Source organism: Streptomyces sp. NBC_00572 (assembly GCF_026341815.1).
Lineage (GTDB): Bacteria > Actinomycetota > Actinomycetes > Streptomycetales > Streptomycetaceae > Streptomyces.
Map to the genome: position 1 here is coordinate 2025234 of NZ_JAPENX010000001.1, position 19184 is coordinate 2044417.

Sequence of the window (19184 nt, forward strand, 5' to 3'; positions counted from 1 at the left end):
CGGACAGGCGGGCTCGCGCGCGTACAAGCGGTGGCTGTACTACTCGGCCGAGGCAAGCCCGACGAAGCCGGCCCAGGCGTCCTGCGAGACTCGGAGGGCCGGGCGGGCCACGTCCTTGGAGTCACGGACGTGGACGGCTCCCGCGCGGGTCGCTACCTCGATGCAGTCGCCGCCCTCGGCTCCGCTGTAGCTGCTCTTGAACCAGGCGAACGCGACCTCGATGCAGTCGCCGCCGTCACCGCCGCTGTAACTGCTCTTGAACCAGGCGAGGGTCTCCGCGCTGTTCATAGCTCTCCCAACAGTTTCTCGATCAACTCCAGTGACTCTCGCGGGCTGAGAGCCTGCGACCGGATGATCCCATAGCGGGCTGCAGCAAGAACCGTCTGCTTGGGGTCGGTCTCCAGGGCACTGGTGCTCTGGGCTTCGGCGTAGACAAATCTCTTGCCGTCCTCGCGGGTGACGACCGTGAACGGCCCTTCCAAGCCCGCGTTGTCCTCACAATCGAGTGGCATGACCTGGATCTCGACATTCCTTTGCCCGCCGATGAGGAGGAGCTGCTCCAGCTGGCCGCGCAGCACCTCCCTGCCGCCGACCTTGCGCCGCAAGACGGATTCGCACATAACGAAGCTGAGGAAGGGTGCGGGGCGGCGCTCGAAGATGGCCTGTCGAGCCAGCCGCGCGGTCACGCGCTGCTCGATGGTCTCGGCGTCGAGCGGTGGACGCCGGTTACTCAGCACCGCTCGCATGTACTCCTCGGTCTGCAACAGCCCCTTGACTGCCAGCGTGTCGTACGCCAGCAGCTCTATGGCCTGCTTCTCCAGCTGCGCCATCCCCTGGAAGAACGCCGGGTACTGCGCCCTCTCCAGCTGGTCTTTCCAGACCTTCAACAGCCCGCCCGCGTCCAGCACTTCATCGGCGCGGTCGATCGCGCGCGGCGGCGGAATTCTCCGGCCCTGCTCGAACGACGCGATGGTCGACGCCGAGTAGCCCAGCCGCTTGCCGAACTCCTCGCGTTCCATCCCCGCCCGCGTCCGCAGCGTCTTCAGGCTCTGCCCGAACGCCGTCACCACGCCTTGCGCGGACTTCTCCGCCGTCTGGCCCGCGTCCACCTCTGGCCCCGACTCCGGCTCCACGCCCGCCTGCTCTTCCGCCACCGCGCCCCGCCTCTCGTACCGGCACCGACACGGCACGTACAAGCTCATCACGTCGGTGCGTCACCAGTGGTCACGCTACGCCACCAAGAGGAGCGTGGGAGCATGACGAGCAACAACCTCACCCCCACCAGCACCACCCAACTCCCCGCGCTCTCTCCTTACTTGGGCAGCAGGATCTTCTCCCTGCGGTTCACGTCGACCGCAAGGGGCGCCCGGCTCGCGCGCCGCCTCGTCGCCGTCCGGCTGGACGAGTGGGGCGTCCCGTACGGGACCGGGCCGCACGAGACCGTCGTTCTCGTCGCCTCCGAGCTGGCGACGAACGCCGTGCGGCATGGGCACGTGCCGGGGCGGGACTTCCGGCTCTCCCTGCGCGTCACCGGCGGGCTCGCCCGGGTCGAGGTGAGCGACACGCGGGCGGAGCGCGTACCGCCCCGGCCCGGAAAGCTCCCCGACCCCGGTCCGGAACTGACGGACGGGGGCCGGGGATTGCTGCTCGTCGACGCGCTCGCCGACCGCTGGGGCTGGTGCCCGAGGCCCGGGGCGCCCGGGAAGACGGTGTGGGCGGAGTGCGCCCTGCCCTGAGGAGCCCCGCCCTACTCCCAGGTGGCCGTGTCGGGGTCGATGCCCCGGGCGCGCGGCGGCGTCGACGACGCGACGGAACCACGGGGCGAGGCCGGGGCGGATGCCGTCGTAGGGGCCGTGTGCCCGCGGCCGGGTGCGTCTAGAAGACGGCGTCGTACCGCGCCCAGCTCGTGGCGTCGGTCTTCACCCCGGCCTTGAGGGGCGCCTTCCAGTCCCCCGTACCGGCGTAGAAGCTGACGCCCCAGGCGGACGGGGTGGGAGTGGTGGAGACCATGAGGTCGGCGCGTCCGTCGCCGTTGGCGTCGCCGACGCCGACGAGGTTCAGGAAGCCGCCCCAGCCGCCGCCGACCCGGCTGCGGGCGGCGAAGGTACCGTCGCCCTTGCCGAGGTACAGCCAGAGGACGCCGTCCTTGTCCCGGGCGAGGAGGTCGCCGGCGGGGCCGCCGGCGAAGTTCCCGACCGCCGAGAGCTCGTTGTAGACGCCCCAGCCGCCGCCCACCCGCTTGGCGGCGGAGAAGGGCACGTTGGCGTTCCCGGTGCCCGCGTAGAGCCACAGGACACCGGACTTGTCGGTGGCGAGGAGGTCGGGCCGGCCGTCGCCGGTGACGTCGCTGCCGGCCGCGATCCGGTCGTACACCTGCCAGCCGCCGCCGATCCGGGTGCGGCCGGAGAGGGGCTGCGCCCGGTCGCCGTTGCCCTGGTAGAGCCACAGGGTTCCGGCGGTGTCCCGGGCGAGGACGTCCGGCCAGGTCGCGCCCGCGATGTTCCCGGCCGTCTCGATCCGGTCGTAGGCCTGCCAGCCGGCGCCGATGACGCCCCAGGTGGCGCGCTTGACCGAACCGCCGACCGCGACGGGCTGGGTCTGGAAGCCGCGCAGCAGACCGCCCGGCTCCCGGGCGAACAGGTCCACGCCGCCATCGCCGTCGAAGTCGTGCGGCATCGGGGGCCGGTTGACCGTGAACCGGCCGGAGGTGACCAGCGCGGGGCCCACCCCTTCCTCGGGCCGCGCGGAGAACTGCCACTCGTACTCTCCTGAACGGGCCGGGCTCAGCACCCCGTCCAGGCGCTCCAGGTCCTTGCCGTCCCAGTGCCAGGTGACCCGGCCCGGTGTCCCGTCGGCGCCGTCGGCGGGGGCGGGCCACGTCGTGAGGATCGACCGCCCGCTGCGGATGTGCTTCAGGCTGACCTGTACGGACGCGTCCCCTCGGGACAGGTCCCAGCTGAAGTCGACCCCTCCGGCGAGCTGCTCGCCGGAAAGCGTCTTGGGCGTGCTGGAGCCGGTGAGGGTGATGACGGTCGACTGCCCCGTCGACGCGACCAGTTCGACGTCGGGCAGGCCGCCGTCGGCACGCGGCGCGATCCGATAGAGGCCCTCTCCGTGCTCGGGGGTGCCACCGCGCACCAGGAGGCTGCCGCCGGGACCGGCGACGGCCGAGGAGAACGCGGTGAGGACGGTCTCCTTCTCGCCGGTCTCGATCGACTGCAGGGTGAACGGCCGCACCGTCCCGGCGGCCGCGCCGCCGGGGGCGGGCGCGTCGATGTGGGCCTTCTGGCCGGACGCCACCCAGCTGCCGACCAGGTACACCGGGTCTTCCAGCGGGTCGTCCGACGGGATCCACAGTTCGTCGGTCTTGTCTCGCTGGTGGGCGACGATCCCGTGGAGGGAACGGCTTCCCGACATCCGCGCCTCACGCCAGGCGACGTGCGTGGCGGAGACCGCGCCCGGCCGGGCGTACTCGTCGGAGGACTGCACGTACGTCTTCCGGGTACCCGAGGCGAAATCGACGAGGACCTTGCTGCTCAGCCCGACCTCGGTGAACTCGCACTCGTAGAGCGCGGAACCGGTGTCCGTCCAACCGTCGTATCCGTTGTAGCAGTCGATGCCGGCCGCCCCTTCGACCCACCTGGGCTTCGGCGTCGAGCCGTCGAGAGTGGCGGCGTACTGCCGCACGGTGCCGGATGCCTCGTACCGCCCGAGGAGCAGGGTCTTGCCTGCCAGGCCCTCGAAGAAGTAGCCGTCGCCGAGCGCTTCGAGGTCCACCTCCTGCGGTGCCACGGCGGCGGTGGCGGGCGTCGACAGGTCGTAGACCTTGAGCACCCGCCCGGCGACGGGCGCGGTCCGGTCGACGGTGACGACGAGGTCCGTACCGCCGGCGGCGGCCGTGGTGGCCCCGGGCAGCACGATCGACGAGCCGTCCGCGTACCAGGTCCAGCGGAACTCCGGCGTGCCGCCGCGCGTCTGCGACAGGAAGCCGCTCGGGCCCGCGCCGACGACGTCGGCGTTGCGCGGGAACGGCACGGGGGCCTGCTGGTCCTCCTGCGCGGCCCCCGGCGCGGGCGCGGGCGCGGCCGTTGCCGGGAGCGCGGTGAGCGCACCGCCCGTGGCGGCGAGGACGAGGGTGACGGCGGCGGCCGCGAGACGACGGCCGCGCGGATACGCGTGCTTCACGTAGGGGTTCTTTCCGTGGATGACGAAGGAGCGGGGCCGGATCGCACCGGCCGGGGTCCGCGCGGCAGCGTGCGCGGACCCCGGCCTGCGGAACGGGATGCGGAACGGGCGACGGGTCAGAAGACGCGGTCGGTGCCCAGCGTCGTGGACTCGCGCCGGGGGCCGGCCCTGAAGGGGGCCTTCCAGTCACCGGAGCCCAGGTAGTAGGAGACGAGCGCACCGGTGCGGGCGAGGAGGTCCTGGCGGCCGTCGGAGTTCACGTCGCCGATCGCGACCAGTTCCTCGAACCCGTCCCAGCCGCCGCCGACCCGCGTACGCGGCGCGAAGGTCCCGTCCCCCTTGCCGAGGTACAGCCAGAGGACACCGGCCCGGTCCCGGGCGAGCAGGTCACCGGCAGGGCCTCCGGCGAGGTTCCCGGTCGCGGTCACGTCGTTGTAGATCCCCCATCCGCCGCCGACCCGCTTGCGCGCGCCGAAGGGGGACGTGGCGTCGCCGGTGCCCGGGTAGGCCCACAGGACGCCGGCCCGGTCGGTGGCGACGAGGTCGGCCCGGCCGTCGCCGGTGACGTCGCTGCCGCCCGCAAGGTGGTCGTACGTGTTCCAGCCGCCGCCGACCCGTACGCGGTCGAGGAGCGGCCGCTGCCGGTCGCCGGAGCCCCGGTGCAGCCAGAGCACGCCGCTCCCGTCGCGGGCCACGAGGTCGGCGAGGGGCGACCCCGCGAGGTCACCCGACGACTCGATCCGGTCGTAGGCGTACCCGGCGATGACCGTCTTCTCGCGGAGGGCGGGTGGTGTGCCGGGCGTTCCCGGGACGATGTCGACGGACTTGAACGGTCCGCCGTTCCGCTCCAGAGCGAACAGTTCGGGCGCGCCGTTGCCGTCGTAGTCGTGCAGGCCGGGGGTACGGCGGACGGTGAACGTGCCGGAGCCACGGACCGGTTCGCCGACCCCGTCGCGCGGCTTCGCCTCGAACGTCCAGGTGTACGTGCCCGCCGGGGCGGGCCTCCCCGGGGTGACGAGGTCCTCGCCGTTCCAGTGGAAGCCGACGGCGTCGTCCCCCATGGCCTTCAGGCCCCTGCGTTCGACCGACTCGACGCGCCCGGTGCCGGTCCTGCGGGTGATCGTGACGTTCGCGTACGCGTTCTGCCGGGACAGGCGCCAGCGGAGGTCGACGCCGTCCAGACGGTCGAAGTCGATCGTGGCGGGGATGTCGGCACCGCCGTACACGAGGACGCTCGGTTCGCCGGTGGTGGCGACGAGTTCGGCGACCGGGGCGCCCTCCGCCCCGGCCGTGACGCGGTAGAGCCCCTCACCGTGCGCGATCGTCCCGCCCCTGGCCAGCAGGGAGCCGTCCGGGCCGGGTGCCAGCGATTCCACGCGGTCGAGGATCTGCACTCTGCCGCCGCTGCCGTCGGCACGTTCCGCCTGCAACGGGGACCAGCCCTCGCCGGGCGCGCCGAAGACCAGCCAATCCCCCACCAGACCGTACCGGTAGTACGTGGGGACGGTGGTACGCCGCATGCTGTCGGAGCCGCGGAGGCCGACGGCCAGGTGGAGGAGGTCCTCCGGGTCGCCCCAGGCGACATGCGATGCCGACAGGGCCCCCGACTGGCGATGGTCCAGGGAGGCGGGCACCGGGACGGCGTCGGTGACCGTGGCGGACGCGAGGTCCAGGACCGCCCGGGTGGAGCGGCGGGCGTCCACCGGCCCTGCCGACACGTACAGCAGGGCGGATCCGGACATGGTGCCGCCCTGCTGCACGACGGTGAAGCCGGCCTGGTCGGCGGGCAGCCCGGTGATCACCCGCTGCTGCGGGCCCCCCGGTCCGGGGACGAGCAGCCGGCCCTCGACGGTGCCGTCCGCCTTCCGCACGGCGACGACGAGCGTGCCGCCGACGACACCCCGGTAGGAGTAGGTCGCGCCGTCCTTCTCCAGCGCGGCGAGGTCGACGACGTACGGCTCCGCCCCGGAGGCCAGGTCGCGGACCGTGAGCACCCGGGACGCCAGGAGCTGGTTCGCATGGTCACCTCTCACCAGGACGTCCGAGGCGACGGCGTACGCGCCCGTACCCGTGTGCAGGCCGTCGATGACCGGCGTCGTGACGCCGTCCGCGTACCGGGTCCAGCTGACGGTGCGCGTCCGCGGGGTGTGGGTGAAGAAGCCGGCGCTGCCGCCGCCGAGGACGTCCACGTCCCCCTTCGGGTACGGCGCGATCGTCTGTTGGTCCTCCTGCGCGGCCCCCGACACGGGTGCGGCCGTCGCCGGGAGCGCGGTGAGCGTGCCGCCCGTGGCGGCGAGGACGATGGTGACGGCGGCGGCCGCGAGACGACGGCCGCGCGTGCGTGCGTAGTTCAAGTAGGTGTTCCCTCCCCTGGGAAAGGGGAGATTAGCCGACGGACGGCTTCCGGCCGCCACCGGCCTTCGTCACCTGCCCGGCCGCTTCCGGGGCGAGACGCAGAAGGGATGCCCGGCCGGGTCCAGGACGACCCGCCACAAGTCGGGGCGCGGCTGGGCCGATGGCACCATGGCACCCCACTCGACGAGCCGGGCCACCGCCTCGTCCAGGTCGTCGACGTCGAAGTCGAGGTGCAGCTGCTGCGGCACGTCCGGGCCCGGCCAGGTCGGCGGCCGGTAGCCGTCGACCCGCTGGAAACCGAGGAGCGGCCCGTCCTCACCGCCGCCGAGCCCGGCGAACTCGCCGTCCGAGCGTGCGTGGAGCGGGAGCCCGGTGGCACGGTGGTAGAAGTCGGCGAGGGCCAGGGGGTCGGCGCAGTCGAGGTTGACCGCCGTCAGTTTCATCAGCATGACGAGGAGCCTAGGAGTACGAAGCTTCACGAGACATGACGAGGCTTCACGAGGCACTACGAGGCTGTACGAGGCTCTTGGTGAGGCGGCGACCGCGGCGGCCTTCGCCGGGCTGGGACACGCGCGCGACGAGGAAGAGCAGCACGCCACAGGTGGCGACCAGGATCCAGCCCGGTCGGGACGCGTGCGCGAGCCCCGTCGGGCCGGTGGCCGCGACCAGGCCGCCGGCGAGAGCGATGCCGAGGGCGGAGCCGAGTTGCCGTGCCGTGGAGGTGATCGCCCCGGCCACGCCGGCGCGGGCGGGAGGCAGTCCATTGACCGCGGTGTTGGTGATCGGGGCATTGGCGAAGCCGAACCCGATGCCGATGAGCGCGTATGCGGCCAGCAGCAGGAACACGCTCGTGTGCGGGGTGAGCCGGACCATGCAGAGCCCCCCGGCCGTGATGAAACCGCCGGCGAGGAGCAGCGGCAGCCGCGGTCCCGTACGGCCGACCATGCGGCCGGACCAGGGGGCGCAGAGGGTCGCTCCGACGGCCAGGGGCAGGGTCGCCACTCCGGCGGCCAGTGGCGTCCATCCCCGAGTGTGCTGCAGATAGAGGGTGTTCAGGAGCAGCGTCATGCTCAGGGCGACGAAGACCGCCACCGCGCCCAGGACCGCGCCGCTGAAGACCGGCCGCCCGAAGAGCCGCAGATCCATCAGCGGCTCACGTCGGCGGGACTCGACCCCCACGAATCCGGCTGTCGCCACGACAGCCCCCACGTATCCCGCCAGCGCCGTGGGCGACGTCCAGCCGATGCGCGGCCCCTCGATCAGGACCCCGACCACGACGGCGAGGACCACGGTCAGCAGGACCTGGCCGGGCAGATCGAGCCGCCGGGCCCGCGGCGCCCGGGACTCCGGTACGAACACGGCGCTGAGCAGCAGAGCGGCCGCGATGACGGGTGCGTTGATCCAGAACAGCGCCCGCCAGTCCAGCCCCGCCAGCAGAGCGCCGCCCGTGACCGGTCCGGCGGCCATGCTCAGCCCGAACACCGACGCCCAGATGCCGATCGCCTGCGCCCGTTCCTTCGGGTCGGGCATCGCGTTCACCACGATCGCGAGCGCCACCGGGCTGAGCATCGAGGCGCCGACACCCTGCAGGGCGCGGCCCGCGACGAGTACGCCCGCCGACGGAGCGAGGGCGCAGAGCAGTGAGGCCGCGCCGAACAGGACCAGCCCGCACTGGAACACCCGGCGGCGTCCGAAGCGATCCGCCAGTGCTCCGGAGGAGATCAGGAGACTGGCCAGAACGAGGGTGTAGGCGTCCACGATCCATTCGAGACCGCGGGTGCCGACATCCAGGCCGCGCCCGATGGCAGGCAGACCCACATTGACGATGGTGGTGTCCAGGCCCACCAGAAACATGCTCAGGCAGCAGACGGCCAGTACCGTCCAGCGTCTGCGCGCACTCGGCACGGGTTGAACAGGGAGGGTCGTCGCGGCAGTCATGGTCCACCTCTGATGTCCGGGAACAATGCCCGGCAAGGCTCGGCCCGAGCGACGGCCACAGCCCACCGATTTTGCGGACACTGCAAAAATGGATCCATGAACACGGGATCCGGCGACGCGGAGTTGGAGCAGATCCTCGACGGCATCGGGCCACGGCTGCGCAGCCTGCGCAGGGACCGGGGACTCACCCTCGAAGCGCTCGCGGCCATGACCGGGATCTCGGTCAGCACACTGTCCCGGGTGGAATCGGGCCATCGGCGCCCGACCCTGGACCTGCTCATCCCGCTGGCACGGGCGCACCGCGTGGCACTCGACCAGCTGGTCGCGGCGCCGGCCAGCGGTGACCCCCGGGTGCACCTCCGGCCCCTGCGCAAGGAGCGCGGGAGCGTCCTCGTGCCCCTGACGCAGTACCCGGGCCGAGTGCAGGTCTTCAAGCAGGTACTGGCACCCCGGCAGCCGGAACTGGTCACTCACGAGGGCTACGAATGGCTCTACGTCCTCGCCGGGCGGCTACGCCTCATCCTCGGGGCGCGGGACTTCACGCTGCGGCCGGGCGAAGTGGCCGAGTTCGACACCACCGAGCCCCACTGGTTCGGCCCCGCGGACACGAACGCCGTGGAGATCCTGCACCTGTTCGGTCCACGAGGAGACCAGGCCGTCGTCCGCGCCGGACCGTCCACGACCGATCCGGCCCAGCAGACTCGCCCCGGCTCCTCCGGCCAGACCGGCCCCTAGGACTCGTCCCGGCTCGCCCGGCCAGACCGGCCCCTACGACTCGTCCTGAGCCCCGTCCGGCCAGACCGGCCCCTACGACTCGTCCTGAGCCTCGTCCGGAGTCCGGTCCTGAGCCTCGTCCGGCCCCACCCTCCCCGTAAGCGCCGCCAGCGAGTTGCGGATGTGCTCCATGTGGCCGTGGATCTCGTCCCGGGCCTCCTCGTGCTCCCGCAGCACCCGCTCCGTCTCCCGCTCGGCCCGCTCCGCCTTCATCCGGGCCTCCGTGAGCAGCTCCCCCGCCCTCGCTTCGGCATCCTCCTGGCCGTGCCTGGCCTGCTCCTCGGTCTCCGCCAGGGACCGCTGCGCCTCGGCGAGCCGGGACTCCGCCCGGGTCAGCAGCTCCTCGTGACGGGCGTCCAGGGCGGCCGCCTCGCCCTCCGCCGTGCGCTCCGCCTCGTCCCGTGCCGCCGACTGCTTCGCGCCCTGCTTCTCCAGCAGTTCCGCCGCGCGCCGCTCGGTCTCCTCGAAGACCTGCCGCGCCCCGGTCAGCCGCTCCTCCGCCTCGCGGCCCGCCTCCGTCGTCAGCTCCTCGGCCCGCCCCCGCGCCGCCTCCAGGGTCGCGCGGGCCGCCGCCTCGGCAGCCGCCCGGACGCCCTCCGCATACGCCCGCGCGGACTCCGCCGCCTCCCGGGCCGCCGCCTCGGCAGCCTCCGCGAGGGACTGCGCCTCGGCCTCGGCCGCCCGTACGAGCGTCTCGTCCTCCTGCTCGGCCAGGTCCAGGATCTTGCCCGCCCGGTCGCCGAGTGCTTCGTAGCGGTGCGGCACGAGCGCCTCGACGGCCTCGCGCAGCCTGGCCGCCTCGGCCTCCATCTCCTTCGCGAGGACGGTGAGCCGCGCGGCCCGCTCCCATGCTCCGTCACGGTCCTCGGAGAGTGCGGCGAGATGGCGGTCGACCTGCTCGGGCCGGTACCCGCGCCCCCGTCCGACAGCGAAACTCATCCCTGGCGCCCCTTCCCTGTGACCCGAACGTCCAGGATGCTTCATCAGAACGGACAAAAGGCGCCCAACGTGCATACACGTCGAGCGCCTTTCATCACATTCTGTCCAGCACAGTCTGTCCAGCGGCGTCAGCGGGAAACCCCGGCCACTCCCCCTACAGCAGGCCGTCCCACATCTGCTCCAGGAGCACCGACCACCAGTTCTCCGGCGACGACAGCGCCGCCGGGTCCAGCATCGCCAACTGCGCCTGGAAATCGACCGTCCAGCGACCGGCCTGCTCGGGGTTGAGCCCGAACCGCAGCCGCCACATCCGCCCGAGCAGCGCCATCGCCCGCGTGAACTCCGGCAGCCCGGTGTTCACGAACTGCGGCGGCACCGACTGCCCGCCCGGACCGGCCTCCACCGGCACCGCCACGATGTGCGCGGTCCCGTACTGGACACAGATCGCCCGGCCGAAGTCCGAACCGAGCACCAGGTACGAACTCGCGTCCGGCGCCGCCTGAACCTGCCGCTGCGCTGCCAGCTCGGCCAGCGTCGGCACCACCGGCATCGCGGGCTGCGCCCAGAAGAACGGCCCGAAGTCGGCCGGCAGACCCGCCCACACCAGCGTCCGCGCCACCAGCTCCGGCACGCCCTGCCGGGACACCGCGCGCTGGTCGAAACGGAGGACGCCCGGACCGAACGCCCCGGCCAGCTCCTGCGCGATCGCCTCCGGCGGAACCGGCGGCGCCGGCTGCACCTGCGGCAGCGGCGCCCGCACCGGGGCGGGCCGTGCGGGACCGTCCGCGACCTGATGCAACTCGCCCTGATGAGTGATGAGTTGCTGCATGCCCTGCTGACGGCCCGCGTGATCACGACCGTACGGGGCAATGCTGGTGATCCGCGCCTGCGGCCAGGTCTCCCGGATCATCCGCGCGCAGTAACCGCCCGGCAGCTCACAGGACTCCAGCTCCGTGTGCAGTTCGAGCACCTGCTGCGGCGGCACGTTCATCGCGCGCAGCTCGTGCAGGATCTGCCACTCCGGATGCGGGGTGCCCGGCGCCGAACGCCGGATGATCTGCGTCTCGGAGCCGTCGGGCGCGCGATAACGCAGCACCGCCTGGTAGCCGGGACCGACCGTCGGCTGACCCGCGGGCTGCGGATACCCGTACGCGGGGGGTACGGGACCGGGGACGGGACCGGGGACGGGACCCGACGCGGGACCGGGCGCGGGCGGTCCCGCGTACGCCTGCCCCCCTTGCATCGGCCGCACCGGACCCGGCGGGCCCGGAGGCTGCGGCGCCGCCGGAGCGGCCGGACCCGGGTGGGCCAGCATCGTCGCGGCATGCTCGATACCGCCCGCGGGCGTGCCGGGCACACCCGGCGGCGGCGGGGGCGGCGGAGGCGCGCCCGGACCGCCCTGGTTCGGATGCGCCAGCATCGTCGCCGCGTGATGCACGGGCTGAGGCGGCGTCGGCGGACCGGGCGGCGTCGGAGCGGGCGGCGGACCGGGAGGACCCGGCGGCGTGGGCGCGGGCGGCCGGAGCCCCTCGGGCCCGAGCTGCGACACCAACTGCGTGGGGATGTACGCCCCCGCACCCGACGAGCCACCCGGAACACCCGGGGCACCCGGCGGCGGAGGCGGCGCCGCAGGACCGCGGCCGCTCTTCGGCGGCAGCGCGGCCTTGCTGGTCGCGGCGTCGGCGATGTCCCCGCCCCCCGGCGCCGAAGGCGCGGGCGGCGGAGGAGGCAGCGGCGCTCCAGGACCGGCCGGAGGAGCGGGCGGAGCCGCCTGAACGCCCGCCGGCGGCGGCGCGGCCGGGTCGAGCCGGGGCGCCACGGCGGTCGGCGGCAGCGCGCTGCCGCCCTTCATCAGGGCGGTCGGCGCGTCGGCGCCCACCTGCGGCGGCGGCGTGTCCTCGTCGTCCGTCCCCGACAGCGCGGGCGCGAACACGGTCGCGGGCAGCGGCACCGCCCCGTCCGCGCCACCGGAACTCGCATTGGCGTCGGCCCACGGACTGGGCGCGGGCGCGGGAGTCGGCGCGGACGTCGACACAGGAGCCGGGGCCGGCGCCGGGACGGGCGTCGGCGAGGGCACCGGGGCGGGCGTCGGCGCAGGCGCGGTCGGAGGCGCAACCGGAGCAACCGGAGCCGGAGCCACGGCCACCGCCGCCGGCGTCTCCGCCGGAACCCCGTCCATCGCGGTCGGCTCGTACGCGACGCCACCCCCCGCGTCTCCCCCACCCAGGGAAGAGGACGAAGAAGACGAAGCGACCGAAACCGAAGGCGCGGTCTCGCCCGCCGCCACCGGCTCCGACACGTCGTCCACCGAAGCCGACGAACTCCCGCTCTCCTGCGACGCGTTCGGCTGCTTCGGCAGCCCGATCCGGTCCGCCGCGTCCTGCAGCCACTCCGGCGGACTCAACAGGAACGACGTCTGGTTCAGATCGATCCGGGCCGCCGGAACAGCAGCCTGCGCCGGAACGTCCTCCGCGGCCCCGTACTCCTCCTCGTACCGGCGGATCACCTCACCCACCGGCAGCCCCGGCCACAGCGTCGCCTCACCACTGTCACGGGCGATCACCAGCCGCTGACGGCCGCCGTCCGAGGTCGGACCACCCTCACGGTCCTCCGCCCACACCACGAAACCCAGTTCGAACTCACGCACCCGCACCTCACGGTGCTGGTACGACGGCAGCTCGCCGTTGATCCATTCCTCAGCGCGCTCCTGCGCCTGCGCGAACGTCACCACAGCCCACTCACTCCCCCACCGGGACCACGGGCACCGCACGCGCGAAGCCACCGTCCACCATCAGGTTCGCCACCGTCTCAAGCTCCGGCGGATTACCCGCCAGCCGCTGCAAGAACACGTCGAAGTCCGCACCACAGGGCAGCAGCAGACGCTCCACCCGCTCACCCACCGACCAGCCGGCCGCCACCTCGCCGGAGTCCCGGGCGTCGTCGTACGCGCAGAACCACACCGAACCGACCCCCTCACCCCGCACCTTCAGCGCGATCAGACCGCCCTGGACGAACGCGACGCCCAGATAGTCCTTGGTCAGATGGTCACGCAGGCACTTGTTGACATAGACGAGGTCATTGACACCCGCCTCCTCCCGCACCGTGAAGAACGGCTGGTCGACCAGGAGCCCCAGCTCCGCGTCGAGCGCCGCACCCACCGGAGCGCAACCACCCGCCGCCTTCAGGAACGAGCGGTACGCCCCCGGAAGCCGGTAGCCGAGATCCTCCTCGACACCCTGGAGCTGCTGCTCCGACACCGACACCAGACCCTTCGGCAGCCCGAAGTGCGCCGGCCGGGTCTCCTGCAACGGGCGCGTACCCCGCTTCGTGTGGTCGACGGCGGCCGTCGCCACCCCACCGTGATGGCGCAGCAAGGCCTTCACCTCGACCGGGACCAACTCCATCCGGCGACCGCGCGCCACGTGGTGCCAGGTCCAGCCGTGCGGCGTCGCCACCGCCGGAATCGTGTCCCACAGCTCATGACCGGTCGCCGCCATCGCCGCGTTCGCCGACACGTAGTCCGTGAGCCTCAACTCGTCGACACCGAAACCCTCCGGCGGATCCGCGATCTCCGCCGCCGCACGCGCGTACGGCGAGAAGTCCGGATGACCGAACTCGTCCACCCGCACCCCTCTCGGGTGACGGGAAGCACGGACCGGGTCCGGGAAGTGCACGACCTGCCCGGCATAGGCCGCGTTCGGTGGCGCGGTGTCCTGCCCGAGCCGACCTGTCGTCATGGCGGTTGCCCCCTGCACTGGCGTCGCTGACTGCTACTACCCGCAGCCGCTGGCTGCATCCTGACTGATGCCGCACAGCCTATGCGCTGCCACAAGAGCCCGAACCGGCCCGATCCGACGGTGACCAACTGTCACGACGCCATGACAGGTGCACCATGATTCCGACACACCGAAGCCACGTTTCGGCGCCCCAGCTTCCCCATATGGCTCCCTATTTGGCAGGCTGTCCACGCAACTCGGGGGATTGCAGGAGGGGAAGAACCGCACCATGCAAGCAGCACCTACGCCCACACAGGGTGACCCACGCCTCAACTGGAGCAGCAGCGCCGAAGCCACGCGCGCGCCCTTACTGCGACAGCGCCGCGACGGCATCCTTCCCACCGTCGGGGCCGCCCTCTCCGTACGCGGCGAGACGACCCTCACGTGCACCGCCGGCCGCGGCGACCGGCCGCCCGCCCTGCACGCCCTCGTCCAGGACTTCCTGGACACGCTCACCAGCGGCCAGCGCGAACGCTTCACCGGCCGATGTCCCGAGGCGATCCTGCTCTCCCGGCACCTCACCGCCACCGAGAACGCACGCTCCAAGCGCGCCCAGCGCAAGGCGCTCACCCACGGCGAGGCCCGCCGCTCCCTCAAGCACGCCAAGCTCACCGCGCGGCGCATCCGCGAGGACGGCGACCCGCTGCACGGCAGCTACGCCGCACCTTGCCGCTCCTGCACGGCGATGCTCGCCCACTTCGGTGTCCGCACCGTCGACCCCACCACTGTCGAGAACGGCTGACCGCTCACCCATGCCCGACCACCTCAGCACCACCCGGTTCCCGGTCAACGTCGACGCCGCCCTCCGCGAGGCCGGCTGGCAGCCCGGCCGCTGGGACATCAAGCTCGCCGAAGAATGGGCCGACACCCTGCGCGCCCACATCTCCCCCGCCGGCCACCGGCACAGCGTGTTCCCCGCGGCCGTCGAGGCCTGGGCCGAATTCGGCGGCCTGCGGATCACCGCGCCCGGCCACGGACGCCAGATAGCTCCGGCGGCCGTACGCTTCGACCCGCTCGCCGGACTCCACCTCTCCCGCACCCTCGCGGACCTCGGCCGCGCCCTGGACACGGAGCTCGCACCGCTCGGCGAGGAGGGCGACCACCAGGCGATCCTCGCCATGGACATGGAGGGACGGGTCTACAGCCTCGACCACGCCGGCGACTGGTACCTCGGCAAGGACATCGACGCGGCGCTCTCCACCCTGATCACCGGGGCACAGCCGCCCCGCCTGACGGCGGGGTGACGGACGGGGTGAACCTCACTCCCCGGTGACCGTCGGCAGCACCGCCGACACCTTGAACCCACCGGCGTCGGTCGCCCCGGAGACGAACACCCCGCCGAGCCGCAGCACCCGCTCCCGCATGCCCACGAGCCCGTTCCCGCCACTCGGCAGCCACACGTCGGCGACGCCCGCGTCCGTGGGGCAGGGACCGTTCTCCACCTGCATCGCGACCTCGGCGCCCCGGTGCGCGAGCCGCACCACGACCTCGGCACCCGCCGCGTGCTTGTGGACGTTGGTCAGCGCCTCCTGCACGACCCGGTACGCCGTCCGCTCCACGTCCGCCGGATACGCACGCGCCTCACCGATCACCACGAACTCCACGACCGCCCCGGCCAGCCGCGACTGCTCGCACAGGGCCTCCAGAGCGTCCAGACAAGGCCCGTCCTCGGCGGCCGCCTCGGCGGCAGCGGCGGCGGCCCGCCCCACAGCGGCCAGCGGCACCGGAGCGGGACCCACGGGAGCGGACCCCTCCCGCAGCACACCCAGCATCTCCCGCAACTCCGTCAGCGCCTGCCGCCCCATGTCCCCCACCAGAGCGGCGTTGCGCACCGCCTTCTGCGGATCCTTCAACGCCACCGCCTGCAGCGCCGCCGCGTGCACCACCATCAACGACACCCGGTGCGCCACCACGTCGTGCATCTCGCGGGCGATCCGCGTCCGCTCCTCCTGCCGCGCCCACTGCGCCCGCTGCTCCGCCCGGTCGGCGAGCAGCGACAACTCCTGCTCCAGACTGTCCGCCCGCTCCCGCAGGCTCTCCATGAGCCGGCGGCGCGCCCCTATGTAGAGGCCGAAGAGCATCGGTGGCGCGTTGAGCCCCAGGGTCATGAAGAGCGCGACGACCGTCACGTACCAGCCACTCGGGTCGATGTCCGGCTGCCCGACATCGGCCTGGGCGACGTCCTGCCGCATCCGCACCACGGTCACGACGAACACGGCGACCGTCGACATGCCGGTGAGCAGCGCGGTGATCCGCCGGGGCACCTCGGAGGCGGCGAGCGAGTACAGCCCGACGATCCCCATGAGGAAGCCCATCTCGGCGGGCGTCACGGCGATGGAGACGAGCACGACCCAGATGGGCCAGCGGCGCCGCACGAGCAGCACGGACCCGACGATCAGCCCGAACAGCACCCCGACGGGCACGGGCAGCGAGGCCTGCTCGGCGAACCGAACCCCTTCGAGCCCGCACTCGACGGCGGACACGAGGGCAAGCCCCACATCGAGAACGACACTCCGCCGTCTCCCCCACCACCACCAACTCCGGACGCCCTCGGCGTCCCGGTCTGCCCCCGTTGCGGTCATACCCACCACCCTACGGGCGAGCCCCACCGTCAACGTTTGGACACCAGTCCCTCGAACTGTTGAATCGCCCAGATCTTCGACCCGGATGTCCGCATTCCGGACGAGGGTGGTGCGTATGACAGCCGAGACGAGCCGGTACGCCGACTTCGAAACCCTCCGGGAACAGGCCGTCGCCCTCCGCCGCGAGGGCCTCAGCCTCCGCCAGATCCGCGACCGCCTGCAGGTCCACAACAACGACCTCCTCCACCGCCTGGTGAAGGGCGAGCCGCCCCCGGAATGGACGAAGCGCCCGAACGCGAAGGACGACCTCCGAGAGCGAGCGAGGGAGCTCCGCCTCCAGGGCATGACCTACGACCAGATCCAGGTCGAGCTGGGCTGCTCGAAGAGCTCGATCTCGCTGTGGGTCAGGGACCTGCCGAAGCCGGAGCCCCGCTATACCGCCGAGGAGCGCCGGGCCCGGATGGACGCCGGCCTGGCCCGCCTCCGCTCGGCGCGGGAGGAGGAGCGCCAGGAGACGAAGCGCCTGGCCCGGGAATCCATCGGTGCGCTGACGGACCGCGAACTGCTCGTCGCGGGGGTCGCGCTCTACTGGGCCGAGGGCGCCAAGGACAAGACGTACAGCAGACGCGAGTGCCTGCAGTTCATCAACAGCGACCCGAACGTCATCACCCTTTACCTGCGATGGCTGGACCTCTTGGGCGTCACCCGCGACCGCCTCCACTTCCGCGTCAGCATTCACGAGAGTGCCGATGTCGCGAGGGCGGAACAATTCTGGGCGGAACTGGCCGGAGTCGACAGCTCCACGCTCCAGAGAGCCACCCTGAAGCGCCACAATCCCCGAACCGTTCGGAAGAACACCACAGAGGCCTACCGCGGATGCCTCGTCATCTACGTCACGAGGAGCGCGGAGCTATACCGTCGCATGGAGGGCACCTGGTACGGCATAGTGGAGGCCGCCGGGGCATAGGACCGACAGCATGTCCGTTTAGCCCCATAAGCCATCCCCTGTGGTGTAATTGGCAGCACTGAGGCTTTTGGTGCCTTATGTCCGGGTTCGAGTCCTGGCGGGGGAGCTTGTTCGCTCGGGTCCTGACCGTCCAGGTCAGGACCCGCACTCATGTCCGCCCCCTTGCCCCCCGGTATCCTTCGTGGGTCCACCACCCAAAGCCGAAGGGCATTCCCGTGAGCGCCAATCGCCCGGCAGCCGTCGTCGTCCTCGCAGCGGGTGAGGGCACCCGCATGAAGTCGAAGACCCCCAAGGTCCTCCACGAGATCGCCGGGCGGTCGCTCGTCGGGCATGTCGTCTCCGCCGCCCGGGAGTTGGAGCCCGAGCACCTCGTCGTGGTCGTCGGGCACGCCCGCGAGCTGGTGCGGGGGCACCTGGAGGAGCACTACGCCGGGACCCGTACCGCCGTCCAGGAGGAGCAGAACGGCACCGGGCACGCGGTGCGGATCGCCCTGGAGGAGCTCGGGCAGGCGCCCGACGGGACCGTGATCGTCGTCTGCGGCGACACCCCGCTGCTCTCCGGGGAGACGCTGCGCGCCCTCGCCGACACGCACGCCGCCGACGGCAACGCCGTCACCGTGCTCAGCGCCGAGGTCCCCGACTCCACCGGGTACGGGCGGATCGTGCGGGACCAGGTGACCGGCGCCGTGACCAAGATCGTCGAGCACAAGGACGCCTCCGACGCCCAGCTCGCCATCCGCGAGATCAACTCCGGCGTCTTCGCGTTCGACGGCCGGCTGCTCGCCGACGCCCTCGGCAAGGTGCGGACGGACAACAGCCAGGGCGAGGAGTACCTCACCGACGTGCTGTCGATCCTCCGCGAGGCCGGGCACCGGGTCGGCGCCTCCGTCGCCGGTGACCACCGCGAGATCCTCGGGATCAACAACCGCGTGCAGCTCGCCGAGGCCCGCGCCCTGCTGAACCAGCGGCTGATCGAGCAGGCCATGCTCGCCGGTGTGACCGTGGTCGACCCCGCGTCCGTGTTCGTGGACGTCACGGTGACCTTCGAGGCCGACGCCGTCGTCCTGCCCGGTACGCAGCTGACCGGTGCCACGCACATCGGCGAGGACGCCGTGGTCGGGCCGAACACGCGCCTGAAGGACACCCGCGTCGGCAACGGCGCCCGGGTGGACAACAGCGTCGCCGACTCCGCCGTCATCGGCGAGCGCGCCTCCGTGGGGCCGTTCGCGTACCTCCGTCCGGGCACGAACCTGGGCGCGAAGTCCAAGGCCGGCACGTACGTCGAGATGAAGAACGCGACGGTCGGCGAGGGCACCAAGGTCCCCCACCTGTCGTACGTGGGTGATGCCACGATCGGCGAGTACACGAACATCGGCGCGGCGAGCGTCTTCGTGAACTACGACGGTGAGGCGAAGCACCACACCACGATCGGGTCGCACTGCCGGACCGGGTCGGACAACATGTTTGTGGCTCCCATCACGATCGGGGACGGTGCGTACACCGCCGCCGGGTCCGTGATCACGAAGGACGTGCCGGCGGGTTCGCTCGCCGTCGCCCGGGGCCAGCAGCGGAATATCGAGGGTTGGGTCGCCCGGAAGCGTCCCGGCAGTGCTGCCGCACAGGCCGCTCAGGCCGCGGCCGAGGACTCCGCCGGCGCAAGCTGACCGG

At 72.4% G+C, this 19184-nt stretch carries 16 protein-coding genes and 1 tRNA gene; 7 read left to right on the plus strand and 10 right to left on the minus strand.

Going from position 1 to position 19184, the window contains the following annotated elements; all coding sequences use genetic code 11:
• Positions 1–39: 39 nt before the first annotated feature.
• Both OG514_RS09145 and OG514_RS09150 read right to left on the minus strand, forming a co-directional pair.
• Complete coding sequence (locus tag OG514_RS09145) at positions 40–288, minus strand: DUF397 domain-containing protein (RefSeq protein ID WP_266892720.1); 249 nt, start codon at positions 286–288, stop codon at positions 40–42.
• On the minus strand, positions 285–1133 hold the full coding sequence (locus tag OG514_RS09150; RefSeq protein ID WP_266900800.1) for a helix-turn-helix transcriptional regulator: 849 nt from the start codon (positions 1131–1133) through the stop codon (positions 285–287). Before OG514_RS09150 ends, OG514_RS09145 begins: the two co-directional genes overlap by 4 nt.
• 123 nt (positions 1134–1256) lie before the next feature.
• On the opposite strand from OG514_RS09150, the gene OG514_RS09155 reads away from it, so the two are divergent.
• Positions 1257–1736: an ATP-binding protein gene (locus OG514_RS09155; protein ID WP_266892722.1), complete on the plus strand. Its 480-nt coding sequence runs from the start codon at positions 1257–1259 to the stop codon at positions 1734–1736.
• Positions 1737–1875: 139 nt separating this feature from the next.
• Here the strand turns inward: OG514_RS09155 and OG514_RS09160 are convergent, their stop codons facing one another.
• The 4 genes from OG514_RS09160 to OG514_RS09175 all read right to left on the minus strand — a co-directional run bounded on the left by OG514_RS09160 (position 1876) and on the right by OG514_RS09175 (position 8478).
• Positions 1876–4185, minus strand: coding sequence for a VCBS repeat-containing protein (locus tag OG514_RS09160; RefSeq protein ID WP_266892724.1), 2310 nt, complete (start codon positions 4183–4185; stop codon positions 1876–1878).
• Between the two features lie 116 nt (positions 4186–4301).
• A complete protein-coding gene (locus tag OG514_RS09165; RefSeq protein ID WP_266892726.1) occupies positions 4302–6539 on the minus strand; it encodes a VCBS repeat-containing protein in 2238 nt (745 codons plus the stop codon).
• Between the two features lie 69 nt (positions 6540–6608).
• Positions 6609–6989: a VOC family protein gene (locus tag OG514_RS09170; RefSeq protein WP_266892728.1), complete on the minus strand. Its 381-nt coding sequence runs from the start codon at positions 6987–6989 to the stop codon at positions 6609–6611.
• Between the two features lie 46 nt (positions 6990–7035).
• Complete coding sequence (locus OG514_RS09175; RefSeq protein WP_266892730.1) at positions 7036–8478, minus strand: MFS transporter; 1443 nt, start codon at positions 8476–8478, stop codon at positions 7036–7038.
• 96 nt (positions 8479–8574) lie between these two features.
• Between OG514_RS09175 and OG514_RS09180 the strand changes: the two genes are divergently transcribed.
• Complete coding sequence (locus OG514_RS09180) at positions 8575–9213, plus strand: helix-turn-helix domain-containing protein (protein WP_266892732.1); 639 nt, start codon at positions 8575–8577, stop codon at positions 9211–9213.
• Between the two features lie 72 nt (positions 9214–9285).
• On the opposite strand, the gene OG514_RS09185 is transcribed toward OG514_RS09180, so the two are convergent.
• The 3 genes from OG514_RS09185 to OG514_RS09195 all read right to left on the minus strand — a co-directional run bounded on the left by OG514_RS09185 (position 9286) and on the right by OG514_RS09195 (position 13928).
• Positions 9286–10191, minus strand: a complete 906-nt coding sequence (locus OG514_RS09185; protein WP_266892734.1) for a cellulose-binding protein — start codon at positions 10189–10191, stop codon at positions 9286–9288.
• 154 nt (positions 10192–10345) lie between these two features.
• Positions 10346–12922, minus strand: coding sequence for an SUKH-4 family immunity protein (locus OG514_RS09190; RefSeq protein ID WP_266892736.1), 2577 nt, complete (start codon positions 12920–12922; stop codon positions 10346–10348).
• A 7-nt stretch (positions 12923–12929) separates the two neighbouring features.
• Positions 12930–13928 (minus strand): SMI1/KNR4 family protein, encoded by a 999-nt coding sequence (locus OG514_RS09195; RefSeq protein ID WP_266892737.1) that lies wholly within the window; start codon positions 13926–13928, stop codon positions 12930–12932.
• 268 nt (positions 13929–14196) lie between these two features.
• On the opposite strand from OG514_RS09195, the gene OG514_RS09200 reads away from it, so the two are divergent.
• Together OG514_RS09200 and OG514_RS09205 are read left to right on the plus strand one after the other, a co-directional pair.
• Positions 14197–14709: a YwqJ-related putative deaminase gene (locus OG514_RS09200; RefSeq protein ID WP_266892739.1), complete on the plus strand. Its 513-nt coding sequence runs from the start codon at positions 14197–14199 to the stop codon at positions 14707–14709.
• 10 nt (positions 14710–14719) lie between these two features.
• The gene (locus OG514_RS09205) at positions 14720–15211 is read left to right on the plus strand and encodes an SUKH-3 domain-containing protein (protein WP_266892741.1); all 492 of its coding nucleotides are present in this window, start codon (positions 14720–14722) and stop codon (positions 15209–15211) included.
• A 15-nt stretch (positions 15212–15226) separates the two neighbouring features.
• Here the strand turns inward: OG514_RS09205 and OG514_RS09210 are convergent, their stop codons facing one another.
• Entirely contained in the window at positions 15227–16549 is a 1323-nt protein-coding gene (locus OG514_RS09210) for a sensor histidine kinase (protein ID WP_266892743.1), read from the minus strand.
• A 115-nt stretch (positions 16550–16664) separates the two neighbouring features.
• Between OG514_RS09210 and OG514_RS09215 the strand changes: the two genes are divergently transcribed.
• The 3 genes from OG514_RS09215 to glmU all read left to right on the plus strand — a co-directional run bounded on the left by OG514_RS09215 (position 16665) and on the right by glmU (position 19180).
• A complete protein-coding gene (locus OG514_RS09215; protein ID WP_266892745.1) occupies positions 16665–17516 on the plus strand; it encodes a hypothetical protein in 852 nt (283 codons plus the stop codon).
• 34 nt (positions 17517–17550) lie between these two features.
• Positions 17551–17622: transfer RNA gene (locus tag OG514_RS09220), tRNA-Gln, on the plus strand.
• Positions 17623–17731: 109 nt separating this feature from the next.
• Positions 17732–19180 carry a bifunctional UDP-N-acetylglucosamine diphosphorylase/glucosamine-1-phosphate N-acetyltransferase GlmU gene (gene glmU, locus OG514_RS09225; protein ID WP_266892747.1) on the plus strand — a complete coding sequence of 483 codons (1449 nt, stop codon included), beginning with the start codon at positions 17732–17734 and terminating at the stop codon, positions 19178–19180.
• The last annotated feature ends 4 nt before the right edge of the window (positions 19181–19184 follow it).

Coding starts and splice junctions, on each gene's coding strand:
- OG514_RS09195 (WP_266892737.1), bottom strand. CDS start 13,928: ATGACGACAGGTCGGCTCGGGCAGGACACCGCGCCACCGAACGCGGCC.
- OG514_RS09170 (WP_266892728.1), bottom strand. CDS start 6,989: ATGCTGATGAAACTGACGGCGGTCAACCTCGACTGCGCCGACCCCCTG.
- OG514_RS09185 (WP_266892734.1), bottom strand. CDS start 10,191: ATGAGTTTCGCTGTCGGACGGGGGCGCGGGTACCGGCCCGAGCAGGTC.
- OG514_RS09175 (WP_266892730.1), bottom strand. CDS start 8,478: ATGACTGCCGCGACGACCCTCCCTGTTCAACCCGTGCCGAGTGCGCGC.
- OG514_RS09155 (WP_266892722.1), top strand. CDS start 1,257: ATGACGAGCAACAACCTCACCCCCACCAGCACCACCCAACTCCCCGCG.
- OG514_RS09205 (WP_266892741.1), top strand. CDS start 14,720: ATGCCCGACCACCTCAGCACCACCCGGTTCCCGGTCAACGTCGACGCC.
- OG514_RS09180 (WP_266892732.1), top strand. CDS start 8,575: ATGAACACGGGATCCGGCGACGCGGAGTTGGAGCAGATCCTCGACGGC.
- OG514_RS09215 (WP_266892745.1), top strand. CDS start 16,665: ATGACAGCCGAGACGAGCCGGTACGCCGACTTCGAAACCCTCCGGGAA.
- OG514_RS09200 (WP_266892739.1), top strand. CDS start 14,197: ATGCAAGCAGCACCTACGCCCACACAGGGTGACCCACGCCTCAACTGG.
- OG514_RS09145 (WP_266892720.1), bottom strand. CDS start 288: ATGAACAGCGCGGAGACCCTCGCCTGGTTCAAGAGCAGTTACAGCGGC.
- OG514_RS09210 (WP_266892743.1), bottom strand. CDS start 16,549: ATGACCGCAACGGGGGCAGACCGGGACGCCGAGGGCGTCCGGAGTTGG.